This window comes from Kordiimonas lipolytica (assembly GCF_042651265.1).
Taxonomy (GTDB): Bacteria; Pseudomonadota; Alphaproteobacteria; order Sphingomonadales; family Kordiimonadaceae; genus Kordiimonas; species Kordiimonas lipolytica.
The window spans coordinates 66,858-88,908 of the sequence record NZ_JBHSCR010000017.1 but is presented as its reverse complement, the minus strand read 5'-3'; the positions used below and the strand labels follow the sequence as shown (position 1 = coordinate 88,908).

Here is a 22,051-nt window from a genome sequence, read left to right as displayed (position 1 = left end):
CAAGAACGCACTGAAACTTGAGAATACTCCCCGGCCACAGTTGGCGGGGAATCTGAAAGGAAAATAAAATGGCACTTGCAATTCGTCTGGCCCGTGGTGGCGCGAAGAAACGTCCTTACTACCGCATCGTTGTGGCTGACAGCCGCTCCGCTCGCGATGGTAAATTCATCGAAAAAGTTGGCACCTACAACCCAATGCTCGCAAAAGACGACGAGAACCGTGTGAACATCGACATGGACCGCGTTAAAGAGTGGATGGGCAAAGGCGCGAAGCCTTCTGACCGTGTTGCTCGCTTCCTGGAAGCTGCTGGCGTTCTTGAAAAGAAAGTTCGCAACAACCCGAACAAAGCGAAGCCTGGCCAGAAAGCTCTCGACCTGATCGAAGAGAAAAAAGCCAAAGCTGAAGCTGCTGCTGAAGCTGCGAAGGAAGCTGAAGAAGCTGCAAAGGCTGCTGCTGAAGCACCTGCAGAAGAAGCTCCAGCTGAAGAAGCTGCCGCAGAAGAAGCTGCTGCTGAGTAAGCTTAACTGCTACTTGCGAATAGAAGACGGCGTGCCGGGCAACCTGCACGCCGTTTTTTATTGAGCTTTAGTCACTTCGATTTTCGAAAAGTTTCGCGCGCTGTTTTTTATGACTATACCCTAATTTAAACGGCTAATTGCGAAGGTGGTGTATGAAAAGACTTGGTCTGATGGTGATGACGGCAGCGATGCTAGTGTCCATGGCGGTGGCGGGTGTCTTCGCTGCGGCTGAAGCTGCCGAAGGCAGCGCGGAAATCACGCAAGTGCAGCTTGCCAGCAAGGTTGATGAAATCGCCGATGCCTATGCCGATCTTGGCTGGTTCAACGGTGTAGTGGTGCTGGCACACTCGGGCACGCCTGTGTTTGAACGCGCCTATGGCCTTGCAAACCGGGAAGCGAACGTGCCCAACAGCCTGCAGACCCGCTTCAACCTTGGCTCCATCATGAAGCACTTCACTGCTGTGCTGGTGCTGCAGCAGGTGGAAAAGGGCAGGCTTAGCCTGGATGATACACTCGACCAGTTTGACCTTGGATTTGCGGACCCACGGGCCGCGGGTATCACCATCAGCCAGTTACTGCACCACCGGTCTGGCTTTCCGGATATCTTCACCGCTGCATATAGGGAAAATCAGCTGGCTTTCGACACGATCGAGAAACGGCTTGAGCTTCTGCGCACCGCGCCGCTCCTGTTCGATCCAGGCAGCGATAGCCGTTATTCCAATTATGGCTATACCGTTCTTGGGGCCGTGCTTCAGAAGGTGACAGGCAAGCGCTTTGAAGTGCTTTTGCACGACAATATCTTTAAGCCGCTCTCCTTGAAAAATTCGGTCTATCCTTACGCACCTGGCCACCCTGGCCAGTCCCTGCGCTACAGCTTCAATTATGCGGGCGAACAGGCCTTTGTTGGTGTGACGGAACATCACGGCCCGGATGGCGGCATTGAAGCGACGGCGGGTGACGTGCTCACCTTCTTTCGGGGGCTGTTTTATTCGGACAAGTTGCTGTCGCGCAAAGGCGATGCCTTCAAAAGCTATTTCGGTGGCGCGCGGGACCATTGGGCCTCTTTCGGTGGTGGCGCGGGCCTCAGCACAGCTGTCGAGCTGGACTTTGGGAGCGACTATCAGATTGTGGTGCTGGCCAACACAGATAACCTGGTAGCAGAGCTGATCTCTGGCCGGGTGCTTTCTGTTATCCGCGAAGGCAGCCATGCGCCCGTCACGCTGCCGCCGCATGTCTTTGCCTATCGCCAGTATCAGAAGCTCGGGCCGCAGGCCTTCAGCGAACGCTTCAGGGATATTTATGATGAAGCGGGCTATGGCCAGTTCATCGGCCGCACGCTGAATGAGCTTGGTATGTCGCTGTTGGCTGACAAGGAATGGGATCAGGCGCTTGATGTTTTCCGGGCGCTTGAAGCCACATTCCCAAGTGCGCCGCAGGTCTATGACAGCCTCGCTTTCGCCTACAGCCGCATGGGGCAGCTTGAAGAAGCGCAGGCGCAGTTCCTCAAGGCGCTTGCCATCAAGCCTGATTTCAGGAGCGACTATAGCGCCGACGGCTACGGCACGGAGCAGTAGCCGGAGGCGTGGGCAAGGCTTCTATTTCTTGACTCGCGTCCCCATGCCACATAGACACGCGGCTGACTTTTGTTGTCAGGACGATAGACATGACAAACGCATCGGAAGAACGCCGCCAGCGCGGCGTGGAAGACGGCTGGATCTCTGTTGGTGCCTTTGCGGGCTCACACGGGGTAAGGGGCGACGTGCGCCTGAAGTCTTTCACCGATGTGCCTCAAGCCCTGTTTTCATATCCCGCCCTTCATAAAGGCGCGGGCGGCCCTGCCCTCAAGCTCAAGCTGCTGCGCGAAGCAAAAGACGGCTTCATTGTGCGGGTTGAGGGCGTTATGAACCGCGAGGATGCGCAGGCGCTGAAAGGCACCAAGATATATGTCCCCCGCGATGCGCTGCAGGCCGAGGATGAAGACGAGTTCTATCTGGCAGACCTCATTGGCCTTGAGGCGCGTGATCCGTCGGGCGATGTGGTTGGGCTTGTGCGCGCGGTTGAAAACTTTGGCGCGGAAGACCTGCTGGAACTGGTGCTTGTGACCCCGCTCAAGGGTCTTGGCCGCCACGCCTTCATCCCGTTCCGCAAGGCCTTTGTGCCGGTGGTGGATGTGAAGGCGGGCTATGTGGAAATCCTGTTTGATGACTGGGTCAAAACCCAGGTCAGCGAACGCGATTCGGATGACGCTGAAAAGGGGGGCAAATAATGGACCCGCTTTTCACCGCACAGATACTGACCATCTTCCCGGACATGTTCCCGGGGTGCCTTGGGCAGTCGCTCGCAGGAAAAGGCCTTGATGAGGGCCGGTGGGCGCTAAAAACGCTGGACATCCGCGATTTTTCGAGCGATAAGCACCGCTCGGTGGACGATACCCCCGCGGGCGGTGGCCCGGGGATGGTGATGCGCGCCGATATTTTGGGCAAGGCAATCGATGCTGCACGCGCGGATGCCAAGCCTGAATGGCCCCTGGTTTACATGAGCCCACGCGGCAAACGCTTCGATCAATCCGAAGCGAAGCGCTGGCAGGAAGCAGGGGGTGTCACGCTACTGTGTGGTCGCTTCGAAGGCGTTGATGAACGCGTTCTTGAAGCCCGGGGCGTGGAAGAAGTGAGCGTTGGGGATTTTATCCTCTCGGGTGGTGAGCCCGCGGCGCTTGTGATGCTGGATGCGGTGGTTCGTTTGCTGCCGGGTATCATGGGCAAGACCGAGACGCTCGACGAAGAGAGCTTCGAAAGCGGGTTACTTGAGTATCCGCAATACACCAGGCCAGCGGTCTGGGAAGGTCGGGAAATTCCCGAGGTGCTCACAAGTGGGCACCACAAACGCGTCGCCCAGTGGCGCCGTGAAAAAGCAGAAGAGTTGACCCGTTTACGCCGGCCGGATCTCTGGTCGACCTATGAGCAGGCAAACAAGAAAAAAGGTTGAAGACCGATGAACATTATTCAGAAGCTCGAGCAAGAGCAGATTGAAAAGCTGACCGAAGGCAAAGAAATCCCTGCATTCGGTGCTGGTGACACCCTGCGTGTTAACGTGAAGGTTCGCGAAGGCGAGCGTGAGCGTATCCAGGCTTATGAAGGCGTGTGTATCGCCCGTTCCAACAAAGGTGTGAACTCCAACTTCACCGTACGTAAGATTTCTTACGGCGAAGGCGTTGAGCGTGTATTCCCGCTCTATGGCCCAGTTGTTGACAGCATCACTGTTGTTCGTCGCGGTAAAGTACGTCGTGCGAAGCTCTACTACCTGCGTGGCCGTACTGGTAAGTCTGCTCGTATCGCCGAGAAGAAAGACTTCAATCGCGGCAAGAACGCGAAATAATATTTCAAACTTTCGGCGCTTCGCTTATTATTTGTTGCGAAGCGCTGAGGGTGGATATAAAGAACGGGGGCGGGACGCGGGTCTTGCCCCCGTTTTTCATTTTGGCCGGTCTGAACTTACTGGCGCCGATGGCTGAAAAGGCTTTGCGCGCGAAGGGTTCTTTCACCGGCGGATGCTGACTGGAGTTGACGATGCCAAAAACGATGCCACGTACGATGTACGACAAGATTTGGGACCATCATGTTGTGGAAGACCGCGGCAATGGTGTGGCCCTTCTATATATCGACCGGCATCTTGTGCATGAAGTGACCAGCCCGCAGGCGTTCGATGGCCTTCGTGCGGCCGGGCGCCCGGTCCACCGTGTGGACAGCATCATCGCGGTGCCGGACCATAACGTGCCGACAAAAGACCGCGACCAGCCGAACCCTGACCCGATGTCCGCAGCGCAACTGACGGCGCTTGAACAGAACGCCAAGGAATTCGGCCTTGATTATATCGATATGACGGATGACCGGCAGGGCATCGTGCATGTGGTGGGCCCCGAGCAGGGCTTTACCCAGCCAGGCGTGACGCTGGTGTGCGGCGACAGCCACACCTCCACCCACGGGGCTTTTGGCGCGCTCGCGTTCGGGATCGGGACGTCGGAGGTTGAACATGTGCTGGCAACCCAGACGCTTGAGCTGAAGAAATCCAAGAACATGCGCGTGACAGTGACGGGCGAGCTGCCGAAGGGCTGTTCCGCCAAGGATGTGACCATGGCCATCATCGGCGCCATCGGCACCGGCGGCGGTACAGCGCATGTGATCGAGTATGCGGGCCCGGTGATCGAGGCGCTTTCGATGGAAGGGCGAATGACGCTCTGTAACATGTCCATCGAGGCGGGCGCGCGCGCAGGGCTTGTGGCGCCGGATGAGAAGACCTTCAACTATCTGAAGGGCCGCCCCTATGCGCCAAAAGGCGGGCAGTGGGACGCGGCGGTGAATTATTGGAAGTCGCTGAAGTCCGATGAGGGCGCCCATTTCGACAAAGAGATCGTAATCGACGGCAGCGCCATCGTGCCACTTGTGACCTGGGGCACCAGCCCTGAGGACGTGGTGCCGGTAACCGCGAATGTCCCAAGCCCGGATGACTTCAAGGACCCGGCCAAACGCGAGGCGGTCGAGAAGGCGCTGGATTATATGGGATACGCGGCCGGCACGCCGATGACAGGCTTCAAAATTGACCGCGTGTTTATCGGCAGCTGCACCAACAGCCGGATCGAGGATATGCGCGAGGCCGCCAGCGTCATCAAGGGCCGCAAGGTGGCGGACAATATCATTGAGGCGATGATCGTGCCGGGCTCAGGTCTTGTGAAACTGCAGGCGGAAGAAGAGGGCCTCGACAAGATATTCACCGACGCGGGCTTCGAGTGGCGCGACCCGGGCTGCAGCATGTGCCTTGCCATGAACCCGGACAAGGCAGGCCCGGGCGAGCATGTGGCGTCCACATCGAACCGCAACTTCGTGGGCCGCCAGGGCCCCGGTGCGCGCACGCATCTGGTGAGCCCCGCCATGGCGGCAGCAGCGGCCATCGCCGGCCACTTTGTCGACGTGCGTGACTTTTAAGCGAGAAGAAGACCCATGGAAAAATTCATCAGCGTCACCTCCATCGCCACGCCCTTCCCGCGCGTGAATGTGGACACCGATATCATCATTCCGGCGAAGCACCTGAAGTCGATCAAACGCACTGGCTTTGGCGAGCATGCGTTCGAGACCGTGCGCTATGACGTGGACGGCAAGCTGATCCCGGACAATGTGTTCGACGGGGAGCGCTACAAGGGCGCGAAGATCCTGATCGCGGGCGACAACTTCGGCTGCGGGTCAAGCCGTGAGCATGCCCCCTGGGCAATCGCCGAGCTGGGTTACCGCTGTATCATCGCGCCATCGTTTGCAGACATTTTCGCGGGCAACTGCGTGAAGAACGGCATCCTCACGGTCGCCCTGAAGCAGGAAGAGGTGGACGCACTGGTGCTGGCGGCTGAGGCCGGGCATGAGATTCATGTGAACCTGAATGACCAGACGGTGACATGCCAGAACGCCAAGTATGAGTTTGATTTCAATCCGGCGCATAAGGAAATGCTGCTTAACGGGCTTGATGAGATTGGCCAGACGCTGCAAGCCCAAGGCACGATCAAGTCTTATGAAGACAAGCAAAAAATCATGACCCCGTGGCTGTTCCGCGGCTGAGACAAATTGAGAGTTCGACTATGACCACGACGCATAAAGTAATGCTCCTGCCCGGTGACGGTATTGGCCCTGAAATCATGGCGGAAGTGAAACGCGTGATGACCTGGATTGAGGGTGCCTATGGTGTGTCCTTTGACGTGAGCGAAGGCCTGATCGGTGGTTGCTCTTATGAAGAGTTTGGCCATCCACTAACGGATGAGACCCTGGCGCGAGCGAAAGCGTCTGATGCTATCGTGATGGGCTGCGTGGGCGGGCCGCAGTGGGACGGCAAGACAGACTATGACAAGCGCCCGGAAGCTGGCTTGTTACGGATACGTAAGGAACTCGACCTGTTCGCAAACCTCAGGCCAGCCATGTGCTTTGATGCGCTGGCGGATGCTTCAAGCCTGAAGCGCGAATATGTCGCCGGGCTTGATATCCTGTTCGTGCGCGAGTTGGCGGGCGGTGTCTATTTCGGTGAACCACGCGGCATTGAAGACTTGCCGGGCGGCGGGCGCGTGGGCATCAATACCCAGCGCTATACGGACGCTGAGATCATCCGCATCGCGCGCGTTGCGTTTGAAATGGCCCGCAAGCGCGGCAACAAGGTGCATTCGGCTGAAAAAGCCAATGTGATGGAATCGGGCCTGTTGTGGCGCGAGGAAGTGACCAAGCTTCACGCGGCGGAATATTCTGATGTCCAGCTTGAGCATATCCTGGCGGATAACTGCGCCATGCAGTTGGTGAAAAACCCGAAGCAGTTCGACGTGATCCTGACAGACAATCTGTTCGGTGACCTGCTCAGTGACGCGGCAGCGATGCTGACGGGGTCGCTGGGCATGCTGCCTTCCGCCAGCCTTGGTTCCGGCGGGCCGGGCCTCTATGAGCCGGTGCACGGCTCCGCCCCCGATATCGCGGGGCAGGGCATTGCCAACCCGATCGCGGCGATCCTCAGTTTAGCCATGGCGCTTCGCTATTCGCTTGATATGGGTGACGCGGCTGACGCGGTAGAGGCTGCGGTGTCCAAGGCGCTCGATAGCGCGCGCACGGGCGATATCTGGGCTGAAGGTTTTGAGCGCGTGGGCACCACTGGCATGGGCGACGCCATATTGGCAGCGCTTGGCTGATTCATCTTGAAACGCTAGAAATACTAACCATTTGCGCAAACGAATAGCGTTTGCTTTTTGACCGGGGAACGTGTGAAACCATCCCCGAATTTTTGACCCACAAGGAGTAAGAACATGGGTTTTCGTGTCGCTGTAGTTGGTGCGACCGGTAACGTCGGTCGTGAGATGCTGAATATTCTGAATGAGCGGGAGTTTCCTGCCACAGAAATTATTGCCATCGCGTCCCGAAAATCCATGGGCCAGAAGGTGGACTATGGCGATAAGGAACTGACGATCCAGGCGCTTGATACATTCGATTTCAAGGGCGTTGATATCGCGCTGTTCGCTGCCGGTTCCGGTGTATCGAAGGAATATGGCCCGAAGGCTGCCGACGCGGGTGCGATGGTCATCGACAACTCAAGCTTCTACCGCATGGACCCGGACGTGCCGCTGGTGGTGCCGGAGGTGAACCCGCATCACCTGAAGAAGATCAAGAAGAATATCATCGCCAACCCGAACTGTTCGACCGCGCAGATGCTTGTGGCCCTGAAGCCGCTGCATGACGCGGCGGTGATCAAACGCGTGGTGGTTTCCACCTACCAGTCCGTATCGGGTGCCGGTAACGCCGCGATGGATGAGCTCTTCAGCCAGACCCGTGCGATTTTCGTGAATGACCCGATCAAGCCGGAGAATTTCACCAAGCAGATCGCCTTCAACGTGATCCCGCACATCGATGTCTTCATGGATGACGGTTACACGAAAGAAGAATGGAAGATGGTGGCCGAAACCCACAAGATGCTGGATCCGGACATCAAGCTGACGGCAACGGCCGTGCGCGTGCCGGTGTTTGTGGGCCACGCGGAATCGATCAACATCGAATTCAAGAAAGAGATCACGGAAAAGCAGGCGCGCGCTATTCTGCGCGAAGCACCCGGTTGCCTGGTGATCGACAAGCAGGAAGATGGCGGTTACATCACGCCGGTTGAATGCGTGGGTGATTTCGCCACATTTATCAGCCGTATCCGCGAAGACAAGACGGTGAAGCACGGCCTGAATATCTGGGTGGTTTCCGATAACCTTCGGAAGGGCGCGGCTTTGAACGCAGTCCAGATCGCGGAATCGCTTCTCAATCAGGGCATTCTGAAGGCTGACTAAGCGGTCCTTCGGGGAACCGAGAAGTTCGAATGCCGGGGCATCCGCTCCGGCATTTTTGTTTTCTGGGCTTAGATATAGCCTTCGTTGTCCTCAACCACCAGCTCGGGCGGGAATACCAGATGGGCCTTGGTGCCTTTGCCGAGCTCGCTTTCAATCTCCAGGCGCGCGCCCTGCCGGTCCATCAATACCATGGTAGTGGGCAGGCCAAGGCCTGAGCCTTCCTGATGCATGTCATAGGCGTTCTTGAAGTTGGTCAGCGGCTCGCAGGCTTTTGTCAGCACATCGTCAGACATGCCGATGCCGGTATCGATCACGCTCAAAACCGCGCTGCCGTCTTCGCGCTGGGCCACTTCCATCGCTACGTGCCCGATGCTGGTGTATTTCACAGCGTTCGTAAGCATGTTCATCAGGGCTTTCTTGGTGTGGCCGGCATCGCCTTTGACATAAAGCGGGTCGGTGCGCGTGGTAGCCACCACTTTCAAGTGCTTCTGCGCCGCCTGATGCTGGATCATCCGCTTGCCAGTGCGCGAAAGGTCGGTCAGGTCAAACTTTTCCGATTTTGCCGTCTCGTCAGAGATTTCGAGCATGGCGAGCGACATGATGTCGCCTATGAGTGCCAGCAATCCTTCACCGGAGGCGCAGATTTCAGCGGCATATTCTTCGATCTGCGGGCCTTCAACCTGGCGGTCACGGATCAGCGAAGCGTATCCAAGGATGGCCCCCAGCGGTGTCCTGAGCTCATGGGTGATGTTGGCCATGAACATGGATTTGGAATAATTGAGAAGCAGCGCCTGGCTCAGTGTCTCACGCATTGTGTCCATAGTTTTATGGTGCCTGAGCTCTACCTGCGTACGGCTTTGCGCGGCGCGCAAACCTTCGGCCAGTCGCTCGTCTTCCAGTGCCATCCGGCTCATTGCCACCAGTGCGCCAATCGGTTTGCTCTGTTCGTCCAGAAGCGGCACCCCGACAAAGGCTTCAATCTGCTCATTCTTCAGGAAACTGTCAGCGGGGTAGCGGTCCCGCACTGCGGACCTGTGAAGGCAGAAATCCTGATTGACGGCTTCAAAGCAGGGGGTGTCGTCTACCGGCCAGTTCTGGTCATCCATATGGCCGCCGTCCCAATAGAGGGAGATGGTTTGCATGCTTTTGCGGTCGTCGGACAGGAGGCCGACATAGGCGATGTCTGCGCCAAGGTCTTCGCACAGGAGCTTGGTGAGGGCCGCAAAATAGGCCTTGCCGGACAGAATGGCGATCTTGTCCAGTAGGGTTGCCCCTGCGGGCTGCATTGATTTTTCTGCCTTTTTGGTCATGTCATGTCCAACAGACCCCCATCCAGGTGGCTAGGCACTTTATGCGAAAACAACCCTCCTTAAAGCAGGCACCTGTAGCGCTTTGATCATAGCGGCAAGATGGTTAATGAATCGTCAGTGATTGGATCCAATCGTGTTGACTTCCAACTGGCGATTTGCCAGACCGATAAGGCCTATTGGCGTGGGGACGCCGACAGGGCCATGAAAGGGGATATCATGTCACAGTTTAAATCAGGAATTTCGACCGTCGCGATGGTAACGGCGATGGCGTTCGGGTTGGCAGCTTGCAACGACACATCTGTCGAGGAGACGAAAGCGCCAACGGTGGAAGAAGCGGCTGCCTTCATGGCGGACGCGGAAAAGCAGCTTTTTGAGGCAGGCACGAGCCTTGAACGCAAGGCTTGGGTGCAGGCCAACTTTGTTACCGTAGACACAAGCGCCATCGTGGCTGAAGCAGACGAAGAGTTTACGCTTCTGGGTGTTAAGCTTGCGAACGAGACCAAGCGTTTCCAGGACCTGGAGCTGCCCGCTGAACTGCGCCGCAAGATGAATATCCTGAAGGGCGCACTCACTTTGCCCGCGCCGGATGATGCGGCGAAGACGGCTGAGCTTGCCAAGATCAAGGCGAACCTTGATGCCACTTATGCGACCGGCAAGGTCGAGATGGAAGGCGAAACGCTGTCGCTTGGTGCGGTTTCCGACATTATCGCGTCTGACCGCACGCCCGAGCGCCTTCTTGCCGCGTGGGACGGCTGGCACAAGATTTCGAAGCCGATGAAAGACGACTATGCCCGTATGGTGGATATCGCCAATGAGGGCGCACGCGAGCTTGGCTACAAGGACGTGGGCGCCATGTGGCGGTCTGGCTACGATATGGACCCGGATGAGTTCGCCACCATGGTTGACGGCCTGTGGGGTGAGGTGAAGCCGCTTTATGACGCGCTGCACTGCCATGTGCGGTCGAAGCTGTCTGACTTTTATGGCGACCGGGTTGTCTCTGACACGGGGCCGATCCCGGCGCATCTTCTGGGCAACATGTGGGCACAGGAATGGGGCAACATCAATGATGTGGTTCAGCAGGGCGCGGGTTCTGACGCCAGCATCGATGTGACCAGCCTTCTGAAAGACAATGGCTATGACGCCATCAAGATGGTTGAAAAGGCTGAAGGCTTCTTCACGTCGCTTGGTTTCGACCCGCTGCCGGACACTTTCTGGGACCGGTCGCTGTTCGTGAAACCCGCTGACCGCGAGGTGCAGTGCCACGCCTCTGCCTGGAATGTTGACGGCAAGGAAGACGTGCGCATCAAGATGTGCACCAAGGTGAATGCGGAAGACTTCGTGACCGTACACCATGAGCTCGGCCATAATTTCTACCAGCGCGCCTACAACAAGCAGGACCCGCTGCATATGAACGGCGCCAACGACGGCTTCCATGAAGCCATTGGCGATATGGTTGCCCTCTCTATGACGCCGGATTACCTGAAGCAGATCGGCCTGATTGATGAAGTGCCTGAAAGCAGCGATCCTGTGCCGGCCCTGATGCGCCAGGCGCTTGACAAGGTTGCTTTCCTACCGTTCGGCCTGATGGTGGACAAATGGCGCTGGCAGGTCTTCTCCGGCGAGGTCGGTCCAGACCAGTATAACGACGTCTGGTGGAAGCTGCGCGAGGAATACCAGGGCCTCAAGGCCCCGAACGATCGCCCGGCAGACGCGTTTGACCCAGGTGCGAAATACCATATTCCGGGCAACACGCCTTACATGCGTTATTTCCTTGCCCGCATCCTGCAGTTCCAGTTCTACAAGGCCGCCTGCGACCAGGCAGGCTGGACAGGGCCGCTGCACGAATGCTCGATCTATGGCAACAAGGAAGTGGGCAAGAAGTTCAACGCCATGATGGAAATGGGTGCATCCAAGCCTTGGCCGGAGGCGCTTGAAGCCTTCACCGGCAGCCGCGAGATGAGCGGCGAGGCTATCATCGCCTACTTCGAGCCGCTGAAGGCTTGGCTGGACGAGCAGAACGCGAACCGCACCTGCGGTTGGTAACAAGCTGACCAACGGGCCCGGTGTGGTATCATGCCGGGCCTTTTGTATCTGGAGACCATGACATGGCAAATGCCCGCCCCCGCAGAAGCATACTTTTCATGCCGGCCTCGAACGCCCGCGCACTGGAGAAAGCCAAAAGCCTGCCCGCTGACGGCTTGATCTTTGATCTGGAGGACGCAGTGGCGCCGACAGCAAAGGCGGAGGCGCGCATGCAGGCCGCAGCCGCTGTGGCGTCCGGTGACTATGGTGGGCGTGATCTTGTGGTGCGGATCAATGGGCTGGATACCGACTGGTGGCGCGACGACCTGAAGGCCGTGGTGCCAAACCATCCATTCGCCATCCTGATCCCGAAGGTGGAAAGCCCGGATGCCATCCACCGGGTAGAGGAAGAAATCACCTGGCACGCTGCCAACCCGGACATGGAAATCTGGGCCATGATCGAGACGCCAAAAGGCTTCCTGAACGCTGGCGAGATAGCTGGCGCCAGTGACCGGCTAACCACGTGGATTGTGGGCGCAAACGACCTGGTGAAGGACCTGCGCGCCAAGCACACACGTGACCGCCTGCCGGTGATCACAGCACTTGGCCTTGCGCTTTTGCATGCGCGGGCGAACGGCCTGACGATTTTGGACAGTGTCTACGGTAATTTCAGCGATGAGGAAGGCTTTGCGTTCGAATGCGGTCAGGCCAAGGAAATGGGCTTCGACGGCAAAACGCTCATCCACCCCGCGCAGGTTGATGTGGCGAACAGGATTTTCGCCCCGAGCGAAGAGGAGCTCACGCTCGCGCGGCGTATGCTGGCAGCGTTTGAGGAAGCCAAGGCAGAAGGCAAGGGGGTTGCAGTGCTTGATGGCCGGATGGTTGAAGAGCTGCACCTTGAAGAGGCGCGGCGCATGGTGGCGATGGCCGAAGCCATCGCTGGATAGTCTCTGTGGCCGAAGCCATCGCTGGATAGTCTCTGTGGCCGAAGCCATCGCTGGATAGTCTCTGTGGCCGAAGCCATCACGGGATAGGTGGGCCGCGCCTAGTTGGCGGCCACGCGTGTATTCAGGTGCTTTTCCAGGAAAGACAAGGATGCCTGCAGGAATTCCAGGCGGCTTTCCTCTGTCACCAACCAATGGGTTCCCTGGTCAATTTTCACGAATTCAACATCTTTTTTCTCGCTTCTTAAAGCATCGTACATGCGCGAGGATTGGTTGATGTTGACCCGTGCATCATCCTTGGCGTGCACCAGCAGAACCGCTGCCTTGAATTTTTCAGCCAGATGCTTCGGCGAGACATCCTCAATGTCACCCTCTTTCGGTTCCATGTCCTCGGCCCATTCGTCGCCATTAGTGTAACCGTATTTCTTGTCGCCGGCGAAGAAGGGCAGGTCGGCCACGCCGTTGCCGCTGACAGCACACTTGTAGAGATCAGGGTTTTGCGCGGCTCCCATCAGGGCAGCATAGCCACCATAGGAAAGCCCGAGGATACAGATACGGTTCGGATCAGCGATGCCCTCGTCAATCAGCCAATGGGTGGCATCGGTCACATCGCGCTGCATATCGCCGCCCCACTGGTTGTCGCCTTTACGGCGGAAAGCCGGACCATAGCCGGTTGATCCCCGGAAGTTCGGTTGATAGACCGCGAACCCGCGTGCAGCAATCGCCTGTACAATATAGTGATAGTCAGCGTCACTGCGGGAGCTTGGCCCGCCATGAGGCAGGATGACCATGGGAAGGTTTTTGGGCTCCGCGCCTGGCGGTAACGTGAGATAACCTGGGATTTCCAGGCCGTCCTGCGCTTTGAAAGTGACAGGTTTCACTGCGGCAAGGGCTGTAGGGTCCATGCCTGGACGTTTTGCCGCGATCTGGCTTAACTTCTTGGCTTCCAGGTCAAAATAGTAATAGACGCCGGGCTCCTGGTCGCTCTTTGACAGGATCAGATAGGCTTTCTTATTTTCCGCTTTGTCCAGAATGACATTGGTTCGGTCGGGGATCATGCGGTTGATGAAGGCATGGAACTTGCGGAAGTAATCGTCCCAGTAATGAACTTCCCGACGGTCAAGCGTATAGGACACGCCCACAGGGGCCTGAGAATGGGGTGCGTAAACCAGGTCATCGATATCCACTTTCGGATGAGAGAAGATTTCTTCCAGAACCTGCCCCGAAACCATATCGATCTTGAAAAGCCCGAGTGTGCCATGTTGGCTGGGTCCGCGCCCAAAGGCAAATTGTGGGTCTTCATAAAAGCCCAGGATGCCAAAGCCTTTGTTTGTCCAGTCATGGCCTGAGACGTTAGTCCATTCCCCGTCCGGCATTCGGTAATAGGGGATGATGTCCCCGTCCTTCTCAGCGATGCCGTATCTGGGTTCGGCCTGCTGGTCCACTTGCCAGGCATAGATGTCCATGAGGGAATGCTGGACCACCCGATAGTCGCCTGTTGCAAGGTCAAACTTTACGACATCACCATCAAACGGTGCCAGGATATGATTTGGATCATCCGGCAGAAGATCATAGAAGCCAAAACCGCTTTCTTTCAGAACATGAAAATTCTCGCCGTCGCGACGGACTGCGGCCAGCATGTATTTTTCCTTTTTTGACCGAACGTAGCGGCGGTCGATCTGCGTCTGGGCATAGCCCATGATCAGAAAGCTGTCGCTGGCCCAGCGAAACCAGGAAATGTCAGCCTTCTTGTAAAAGGGAATGGCAACTTTGCTGCCGCCAAGCCGGTGCTGGATCATCAGAACCTTGCGACCCTGGTAAGGCGTAAGGTAGGCGATAAAGGCACCGTTTGGCGACATTTGCAGCTGATCGTAAACAGGCAGTTTGGCAAATTTTTCAGCTGTTTCCGCGACAGAAGACTGCTGCGCTTGTGCGGTGCCGACAAAGCAGCACAGCACCATTGCCGCGAAGCCACCTAACAGGCGGCGCGAAAAGATTTTCATGAAGTCCCCCAAAGACCATTGATAAACCAAAGGTTAGCTATAGCGGCCTTTTTTGCTGTCGGCAACGGATTGAAGTAATATTTATGTCCGTCAGACACTTAATCGCCGCCGATATGCGCTTTCAGGAATTTTTCGGTCTCCGACAGCAGGGTTCCCCTTGATGCTGCAGTCAACATGTAGTGATCCCCGCTTTCGATTTTCACATACCGCGTTTCCTTTCCCAGTGTTTCCAGTCGGTCATGCATTTTTGCCGACTGGTCATAGGGAACCCGGCGGTCATCCCGAGATGCCATGATCAGGACAGGTGTGTTGATTTCTTCGGCGCGATCATAGGGTGAAATGTCTTCGTCTCTCCTGCCTTCGAGGCCCCATTTTTTGCCCCAGGTCTTGCCGCCGATAAAGTTGCGGTCATTTGCTTTCATGGCTGGGATGTCCGTTACGCCGTTCACGGATATTGCGCATTGATACAGGTCCGGCTCCTTGATTGCGCCCATGAGTGACGCATAGCCGCCGTAGGATGCCCCCACAATGCAGATGCGGTTCGGATCAGCATATCCTTTTGCCACGATCCAGTGCGTGGCATCTGTGACGTCATCCTGCATCAGGCCTCCCCATTGGTTTTCGCCGGCTTCCTGGAAAGCTTGCCCAAAGCCAGTTGAACCACGGAAGTTCGGCTTGACGACCAGATAGCCCCGGTCTGCGAGGAACTGGGCCCAATAGTCCCAGTCTGCCGTGTCACGGGCGTGCGGGCCGCCATGTGGAAGCACCACTGTTGGCATATTCCTTGGCGTATCGGTGTCGTGTGGGATGGTCAGATAAGCGGGAATGGTGCTGCCATCCCGGACAGGAATATCGACCCGACGCGTTGTCGCAGATTTGGCGACGTCGATATTGGGGTAAGCGCTGGTGATAAAGTGCAATTGCCCCTGGTCGCGGTCAAACAGATAATAAGCACCGGGAACGGTGTCAGAGGCGCTGTAGATAAGATACAGGCGCTTCTCTTTGGCCTGACCGGCAATATAGTTGATGGTGTCTGGCAGGACTTTGTCAATGCTGCGTTTGATCAGCGCAAGATCCTTGTCGAAATAGTTGATCCTGTAGTGGTCGTCGACATAGGCCACGCCGGATACATGGCCAGTAATGGGGTGCTCGGTGACACCGGAAATATCATATTCCGGGTGCGAGAAGAGCTTTTCGACAATTTCGCCGGTTTTCACATCAATGGAAAACAGGCCTTTGGTGCCGCTGTCTGTCTGGCCACTGACATAAATGATCTGGGGGTCTGGTGAGAAGCCCTCGAAATCATATTTCTTGCCCCAGTCTGTCTTGTCCAGGTTGATCCAGCCATCCTTCTCGGTCTTGTAGATGGTAAACCATTCATCAGACCGGAAACCGATGCCAAGCCTGATTTCCGAATTATGGTCAGCATACCAGCTGTGTATATTATTGCGTTCGCGCCTGACGGGCCTTCGGCTGCCCGATCTTACGTTAACCCTGTAGACTTCGCTTTCGCCGTTGAGGTCGAAATCCATCGCCATCAGGATATTGTCCGGGTCTTCCCATAGGAAATCGACAAGTCGCTCATGCACGGATACATGATCGTTTCCAGACTTGGTGGCCATCAGGCTTCGTTTCGGCTTGCCAAGCCAGAGGAATTTTTGGGTCTCCCGATCAAAGGAAAAGATTCGGGTGTTGAAAGTTTGGTCGCGAAACTCGCTCCGACGCACCAGGCCACCTACCTTTACCAGCAACACCTGGTCGTTCGCCCAATAGAAACTTGATATCTCGGAATCTTTGGGTGCAGGAATAAGGCCACGATCCGAGCCATCTAGATTCTGATAGATCACGGCCTTGCGGCCTTCATATTGGATGCTGTAGGCAACAGACCCGCCACCAGGCGATAATTTGGCGCCAGAGAAGTCCGGGAGTGCAGCGAATGTTTCTATCGATGTCTTGGCGTGTGCTGGCGAGGCCATGCACATGCCGGTAGCGGCGAGGCAGGCGATGGCTATGGCGGACCATGCCCTGATCAGACTTGAAGATGAAATCACGTTTTCCCCCAATAAAAGTGATATAGGTGTATTTTTTACACCTATACGTTAGCAAGGGGCGATGTCTTCTACAAGCCTTTGTGGGAGAAAACTGGTTTGGCATTTTTTACATTCAACTTCCGCACTGATGGTGATGACAGCGCTGGACGTGGGCGCGGGTTACCCTATTTATTGCCGTGAAACAGGAAAAATGTCCCTTTTCCTCCAATTCCTTCCTTGCGAAACCGGGGGCTGGGGCGTTAAAAACAATGCCTGATTCTTTCGCACTGCAGCATCCGGCACGTGCGAGGCCAACGAAGTTCATTCTGCCGGGCCTATTTTCCGGAAGAATAATTTGTCAGGGGATTTATACATGGCGCAAGTGAAACGCCCGCTCTCTCCCCACCTGCAGGTATACCGCTGGGGATGGCACATGGCAGCGTCGATTATCAACCGGGCAACCGGTGTGGCGCTTGCTTTTGGCTCTATCCTCCTTACCTGGTGGCTGGTGGCTATGGCGACAGGGCACGACTATTTCGATCAAGTACAGGGCTATGCAGGCTCTATCATCGGGCGTATCGTCCTGTTTGGCATCACCTTCGCTCTGATGCAGCATCTGGCAGGCGGCATCCGCCACCTGTTCATGGACGCTGGCAAGCTCTATGAGCTGAAGGCCAATACCTCATCGGCCCGGCTGACCTTTGTGTTCTCGATCATCATGACAATCGTGATCTGGGTTGCCGCCTACAAAGTAATGGGGGTGATGTAAGCCATGACTGATATGAAAACACCACTTGCCAAAGTGCATGGCCTTGGTTCTGCCAAGGACGGCACGCACCACTGGTGGGTTCAGCGCCTGACCGCGCTTGCCAACATCCCGCTGGTGATCTTCATGGTTGTCTCATTCGTCGGCAATGCCGGCAAGGGGCACGCCGAATGGGTGGCCTGGCTGAAGCAGCCGCTGGTCTCCGTTCTGGTGATCCTGTTCGTTGCAAACTTCGTATATCATATGCGCCTAGGGCTGCAGGTGATTGTTGAAGACTATGTGCACGACAAGGGCACCAAGGTTGCGACCATGGTCCTGATCACCTTCGCCTGTGTGCTCATTGCGGCGCTCAGCATCTTCTCCGTTCTTCGTATAGCGTTTGGGGGATAAAACATGACGGGCGCATATCCCATTACAACACACACTTATGATGCCGTTGTTGTCGGCGCTGGTGGCTCCGGCCTCCGCGCGACCATGGGCCTCGCGGAAGCGGGCCTGAAGACGGCGTGCATCACCAAGGTATTCCCGACCCGCTCGCACACCGTTGCGGCGCAGGGCGGTATTGCGGCAAGTCTCGGCAACATGGGCCCAGACCACTGGACCTGGCATATGTATGACACCGTGAAGGGTTCCGACTGGCTCGGTGACCAGGACGCGATCGAATATATGGTGCGCGAAGCACCTGCTGCCGTTTATGAGCTGGAGCACTATGGTGTGCCGTTCAGCCGGACGGAAGAAGGCAAGATCTACCAGCGCGCGTTCGGCGGCATGACCACCGAATTCGGCGAAGGCCCGCCAGCACAGCGCACCTGCGCAGCCGCTGACCGGACAGGCCACGCCATGCTGCACGGCCTTTACCAGCAGTCGCTGAAGTATGATAGCGACTTCTACATCGAATATTTCGCCATCGACCTGATCATGGAAAATGGTGAGTGTCGCGGCGTGATCGCGATGAATATGGAAGACGGCTCCATCCACGCATTCCGCAGCCAGTCTGTGGTGCTGGCAACGGGTGGTTACGGCCGGGCTTACTTCTCCTGCACATCCGCCCACACCTGCACGGGTGACGGTGGCGGCATGGCGCTTCGGGCGGGCATTGGGTTGCAGGACCTTGAGTTCGTTCAGTTCCACCCAACCGGTATTTACGGTGCGGGCGTTCTGATCACCGAAGGTGCTAGGGGTGAAGGCGGTATCCTGATCAACAGTGAGGGCGAGCGCTTCATGGAGCGTTACGCGCCATCTGCCAAGGACCTGGCATCCCGTGACGTGGTATCGCGCTCCATCTCGAACGAGATCCGCGAAGGCCGCGGCGTTGGCGCGAACAAGGACCATATGTTCCTGCACCTGGATCACCTTGATCCAGCGCTCTTGGCAGAGCGCCTGCCAGGTATTTCCGAATCCGCGAAGGTATTTGCGGGCGTGGACGTGACGAAGGAACCAATTCCGATCATCCCAACCGTGCACTATAACATGGGCGGTATTCCAACCAACTATCATGGTGAAGTGATCAACCCGAGCAAGAGCGATCCTGATGCTGTTGTGCCAGGCCTGTTTGCAGTGGGTGAGGCTGCGTGCGTATCCGTTCACGGTGCGAACCGCCTTGGTTCCAACTCGCTTATCGACCTTGTCGTGTTCGGCCGCGCAACCGCGCACCGGATCGCTGAGATCTCCAAACCGGGTGCGACCCAGGCACCGCTGCCGAAGGGTTATGAGGAAATGGCCCTTGGCCGCCTTGACGGGGCGCGCTACGCGAACGGCTCCACGCCAACCGCTGACATGCGCCTGAAGATGCAGCGCGTGATGCAGAACAACTGTGCAGTGTTCCGGACAGAGGAAGTATTGGACGAAGGCGTGAAGCTGATCGACGAAGTAGCGTCCGGCTTTGATGACCTGAAGACGAACGACCGTTCGCTCGTCTGGAACAGTGATCTTATCGAGACGCTGGAACTGCAGAACCTGATCGGCCAGGCTGTCCTGACCATGCACGGTGCCGCAGCACGGAAAGAAAGCCGTGGTGCCCACATGCATGAGGACTATCCGGACCGTGACGACAAAAACTGGATGAAACACACCGTAGGCTGGTTCGACGGCCAGAAGGTCAAGCTGGGCGAACGCCCTGTACATGAGTACACGCTGACCAAGGAAGTCGAATATATCAAGCCTAAGGCTCGGGTTTATTAAGGGAAGGGAGACGACAAATGGCTGAATTTTCACTTCCCAAAAACTCCCGCGTTGGCAAGGGTAAGACCGTCAAGGCGGAAGGGGCAACCAACACTAGGGCTTTCCACGTGTACCGCTGGAACCCGGATGATGGCGAAAACCCGCGCATGGACACATTCGAAGTGGACATGGACAACTGCGGCCCGATGGTTCTCGACGCTCTGATCAAGATCAAGAACGAGATGGACAGCACGGTTACGTTCCGCCGGTCCTGCCGTGAGGGCGTTTGTGGCTCCTGCGCCATGAACATCAACGGCAAGAACGGTCTGGCGTGCACGACCGCGATTGAAGACGCCAAGGGCGATGTGGCGATCACGCCGCTGCCGCACCAGGAAGTGGTGAAAGATCTAGTACCAGACCTTTCCAACTTCTATGCGCAATACGCCTCGATCAAACCATGGATGCAGACACAGTCTACAACGCCTGAGAAAGAGCGCCTTCAGTCTCACGAAGACCGTGCGAAGCTCGATGGCCTTTATGAATGTATCCTGTGTGCTTGTTGCTCCACCTCCTGCCCAAGCTATTGGTGGAACGGCGACAAGTATCTGGGCCCTGCTATTCTGCTGCAGGCTTACCGCTGGCTGATCGACAGCCGGGACGAAGCAACGGGCGACCGCCTCGATCACCTCGAGGACCCGTTCCGGCTTTATCGCTGTCATACCATCATGAACTGTGCGAACGCATGTCCGAAGGGCTTGAACCCTGCGAAAGCGATTGCAGAGATCAAGAAAATGATGGTCGAGCGCAAGGGTTAAAAGCCGCGAAAATAATCTCTGAAAAGGTCGGGTTTTCCCCGGCCTTTTTTATTGTATGGTGTGCGTATGAATTCTGGTGGGGGAGCATCATGACAGAAGCAGTTGATATATCCGGCAAATGCTTGTGCGGTGCTGTAAGCTTCACGGCACAAACGGCATCCCGGCATTGTGGTGTGTGCCACTTCGGCATGTGCCGCAAGTGGGGTAGTGGCCCTTTTATGGAAATTGAATGCGGCACCAGCGTCCAGTTCAAGGGCGAAGAAAATATCTCTGTTTTCAGCTCTTCGGAATGGGGCGAACGTGGCTTCTGCGCCAAATGCGGCTCGAACCTGTTTTACCGGATCAAGGAAAGCGGCAGTACCGGGATTGCCGCCGGACTGGTGGATGACATGACAGGTTTCACCATGATCGCGCAGGTCTGCATCGACGACAAACCCGACTATTATAGCTTTGCGGAACAGACCCGAGAACTGACCTGCCAGCAGATGTTCGACCTGTTCACGGCGAAACCCTAATGGTCTAGCCGGGGCATAGGCTCCGGCTTATTTAGCACAAGAGGTTTAGATCGCGGCCCAGGCCACCAGCGCGCCGTTGTAGCTGGTGTATAGGCCGTAGGTGCGGTAGATCACGCCGCCCCAGTCACCTTGCACGCTCACCGGCAGGGCCGCATTCTGGACCGGATCGGACACGTTTCTCACGAAGCCGAATTTGGCGCCCTTCTCAAAGCAGACCTTGCCAAGGATGGCATCGTCCATTTCCACGCAGGCCTTGTCCTTGAAGGGCGAATCCGTGGCGTTTGTGGCCACGACGAATGTGGCTGTGGTGACAAGGGACTGTTTGTCCGGTGTCATGTCATACACCTTCACCTTGTCATCACCGAAACACAGGCCGTTTGCGTCCAGCTCGCCCAGGCTGTATTTACCGCCTTCGAACGCGCCTGCCAGGCTTTCAAGGTCGCTTTTCGTTGTCGGGATCGGGAACAGACTGTCTGTAAAATCGGCCTTGCCGATGAAGCTGTCGTTTGCGCTCCAGTCACAGTAATAGGTGGCCCACTTCGATGGGTCGGTAGGGTATTTCGGGTCATAAATCTGTCCGCTTGTGACCACGCGCACCGTGCCTTCATGATCTTCAAGTTCCGCGCCGCCCGCCGTGCCGATGGACAGCAGAAGCGATGCGCCCGTGGCGGAGAGAAGCTGGCTGGTCATCTGCTCCAGATAACTCTGGCCCGGCCAGTCCAGGTGGGTGTTCGACTTGAACAGCAGCACCTTTTTGCCGCGCACCTCCACCAGGCGGTATTCGCCCCAATAATCCCAATATTGCGGCCAGGTGCCCGACGGCATGTCCCAGTCGTACCGGTACCAGTCGTCCCACTTGCTGGTATTCCTGGCGCTATAGGGCATGGCTGTGCCGCTTTCCACAAACACCTGCTGCATGGCGGCCCATTCGGCTTCCGCCCAGGTGATGACCACCACATCGGCGGACGGCAGCGTGCCGGCTTCGCTTGCGAGCAATTTGGGCGCTTCACCGCCAAATTTGGACCAGGGCACAGCGGGCAGGTCTGGCAAGTTCAGGGTTGGTTCTGAACCGGTTTTCGAATGGCGGTTGGTGTCCATAAGGCGTCTCCCATAAATGGCATTTACAAC

Annotated in this window: 20 protein-coding genes; 16 read left to right on the top strand and 4 right to left on the bottom strand. The window is 56.8% G+C overall.

What is annotated here, in order from left to right; genetic code table 11:
- The first annotated feature begins 68 nt into the window (after positions 1-68).
- The 9 genes from rpsP (at position 69) to ACFO5Q_RS16125 (ending at position 8,358) form a co-directional block, all read left to right on the top strand.
- A complete protein-coding gene (gene rpsP / locus ACFO5Q_RS16165) occupies positions 69-518 on the top strand; it encodes a 30S ribosomal protein S16 (RefSeq protein WP_068146371.1) in 450 nt (149 codons plus the stop codon).
- Between the two features lie 152 nt (positions 519-670).
- Positions 671-2,092: a serine hydrolase gene (locus ACFO5Q_RS16160; RefSeq protein WP_068146369.1), complete on the top strand. Its 1,422-nt coding sequence runs from the start codon at positions 671-673 to the stop codon at positions 2,090-2,092.
- Positions 2,093-2,181: 89 nt separating this feature from the next.
- Entirely contained in the window at positions 2,182-2,784 is a 603-nt protein-coding gene (rimM, locus tag ACFO5Q_RS16155; RefSeq protein ID WP_068146367.1) for a ribosome maturation factor RimM, read from the top strand.
- The gene (trmD, locus tag ACFO5Q_RS16150) at positions 2,784-3,503 is read left to right on the top strand and encodes a tRNA (guanosine(37)-N1)-methyltransferase TrmD (protein ID WP_068146365.1); all 720 of its coding nucleotides are present in this window, start codon (positions 2,784-2,786) and stop codon (positions 3,501-3,503) included. The genes rimM and trmD overlap by 1 nt, the downstream gene beginning before the upstream one ends.
- A 6-nt stretch (positions 3,504-3,509) precedes the next feature.
- On the top strand, positions 3,510-3,893 hold the full coding sequence (gene rplS, locus ACFO5Q_RS16145) for a 50S ribosomal protein L19 (protein WP_068146362.1): 384 nt from the start codon (positions 3,510-3,512) through the stop codon (positions 3,891-3,893).
- A 191-nt stretch (positions 3,894-4,084) separates the two neighbouring features.
- Positions 4,085-5,497 (top strand): 3-isopropylmalate dehydratase large subunit, encoded by a 1,413-nt coding sequence (leuC, locus tag ACFO5Q_RS16140; protein WP_068146356.1) that lies wholly within the window; start codon positions 4,085-4,087, stop codon positions 5,495-5,497.
- A gap of 15 nt (positions 5,498-5,512) precedes the next feature.
- Positions 5,513-6,118: a 3-isopropylmalate dehydratase small subunit gene (gene leuD / locus ACFO5Q_RS16135; RefSeq protein WP_068146354.1), complete on the top strand. Its 606-nt coding sequence runs from the start codon at positions 5,513-5,515 to the stop codon at positions 6,116-6,118.
- A 20-nt stretch (positions 6,119-6,138) separates the two neighbouring features.
- On the top strand, positions 6,139-7,224 hold the full coding sequence (gene leuB, locus ACFO5Q_RS16130) for a 3-isopropylmalate dehydrogenase (protein WP_068146351.1): 1,086 nt from the start codon (positions 6,139-6,141) through the stop codon (positions 7,222-7,224).
- 114 nt (positions 7,225-7,338) lie between these two features.
- Positions 7,339-8,358, top strand: a complete 1,020-nt coding sequence (locus ACFO5Q_RS16125) for an aspartate-semialdehyde dehydrogenase (RefSeq protein ID WP_068146348.1) — start codon at positions 7,339-7,341, stop codon at positions 8,356-8,358.
- Positions 8,359-8,426: 68 nt separating this feature from the next.
- Here ACFO5Q_RS16125 and ACFO5Q_RS16120 read toward each other — a convergent pair whose 3' ends face one another.
- Complete coding sequence (locus ACFO5Q_RS16120) at positions 8,427-9,668, bottom strand: sensor histidine kinase (protein ID WP_068146343.1); 1,242 nt, start codon at positions 9,666-9,668, stop codon at positions 8,427-8,429.
- 216 nt (positions 9,669-9,884) lie between these two features.
- Between ACFO5Q_RS16120 and ACFO5Q_RS16115 the strand changes: the two genes are divergently transcribed.
- Positions 9,885-11,711, top strand: a complete 1,827-nt coding sequence (locus ACFO5Q_RS16115) for a M2 family metallopeptidase (protein WP_068146689.1) — start codon at positions 9,885-9,887, stop codon at positions 11,709-11,711.
- A 62-nt stretch (positions 11,712-11,773) separates the two neighbouring features.
- Positions 11,774-12,637 (top strand): HpcH/HpaI aldolase/citrate lyase family protein, encoded by an 864-nt coding sequence (locus ACFO5Q_RS16110; RefSeq protein ID WP_068146341.1) that lies wholly within the window; start codon positions 11,774-11,776, stop codon positions 12,635-12,637.
- Positions 12,638-12,735: 98 nt separating this feature from the next.
- Here the strand turns inward: ACFO5Q_RS16110 and ACFO5Q_RS16105 are convergent, their stop codons facing one another.
- Positions 12,736-14,637 (bottom strand): alpha/beta hydrolase family protein, encoded by a 1,902-nt coding sequence (locus ACFO5Q_RS16105; RefSeq protein ID WP_068146338.1) that lies wholly within the window; start codon positions 14,635-14,637, stop codon positions 12,736-12,738.
- Positions 14,638-14,735: 98 nt separating this feature from the next.
- Positions 14,736-16,688, bottom strand: a complete 1,953-nt coding sequence (locus ACFO5Q_RS16100; protein WP_068146335.1) for a S9 family peptidase — start codon at positions 16,686-16,688, stop codon at positions 14,736-14,738.
- 352 nt (positions 16,689-17,040) lie between these two features.
- Between ACFO5Q_RS16100 and sdhC the strand changes: the two genes are divergently transcribed.
- The 5 genes from sdhC to ACFO5Q_RS16075 all read left to right on the top strand — a co-directional run bounded on the left by sdhC (position 17,041) and on the right by ACFO5Q_RS16075 (position 20,923).
- Positions 17,041-17,436, top strand: coding sequence for a succinate dehydrogenase, cytochrome b556 subunit (sdhC, locus tag ACFO5Q_RS16095; RefSeq protein ID WP_068146331.1), 396 nt, complete (start codon positions 17,041-17,043; stop codon positions 17,434-17,436).
- A 3-nt stretch (positions 17,437-17,439) separates the two neighbouring features.
- Entirely contained in the window at positions 17,440-17,823 is a 384-nt protein-coding gene (gene sdhD, locus ACFO5Q_RS16090) for a succinate dehydrogenase, hydrophobic membrane anchor protein (protein WP_068146328.1), read from the top strand.
- A gap of 3 nt (positions 17,824-17,826) precedes the next feature.
- Positions 17,827-19,614 carry a succinate dehydrogenase flavoprotein subunit gene (sdhA, locus tag ACFO5Q_RS16085; RefSeq protein WP_068146325.1) on the top strand — a complete coding sequence of 596 codons (1,788 nt, stop codon included), beginning with the start codon at positions 17,827-17,829 and terminating at the stop codon, positions 19,612-19,614.
- Positions 19,615-19,631: 17 nt separating this feature from the next.
- Positions 19,632-20,408, top strand: coding sequence for a succinate dehydrogenase iron-sulfur subunit (locus ACFO5Q_RS16080; RefSeq protein ID WP_068146319.1), 777 nt, complete (start codon positions 19,632-19,634; stop codon positions 20,406-20,408).
- A gap of 89 nt (positions 20,409-20,497) precedes the next feature.
- On the top strand, positions 20,498-20,923 hold the full coding sequence (locus ACFO5Q_RS16075) for a GFA family protein (protein WP_068146317.1): 426 nt from the start codon (positions 20,498-20,500) through the stop codon (positions 20,921-20,923).
- Between the two features lie 45 nt (positions 20,924-20,968).
- Here the strand turns inward: ACFO5Q_RS16075 and ACFO5Q_RS16070 are convergent, their stop codons facing one another.
- Positions 20,969-22,021 (bottom strand): hypothetical protein, encoded by a 1,053-nt coding sequence (locus ACFO5Q_RS16070; protein ID WP_068146315.1) that lies wholly within the window; start codon positions 22,019-22,021, stop codon positions 20,969-20,971.
- Positions 22,022-22,051 lie beyond the last annotated feature (30 nt).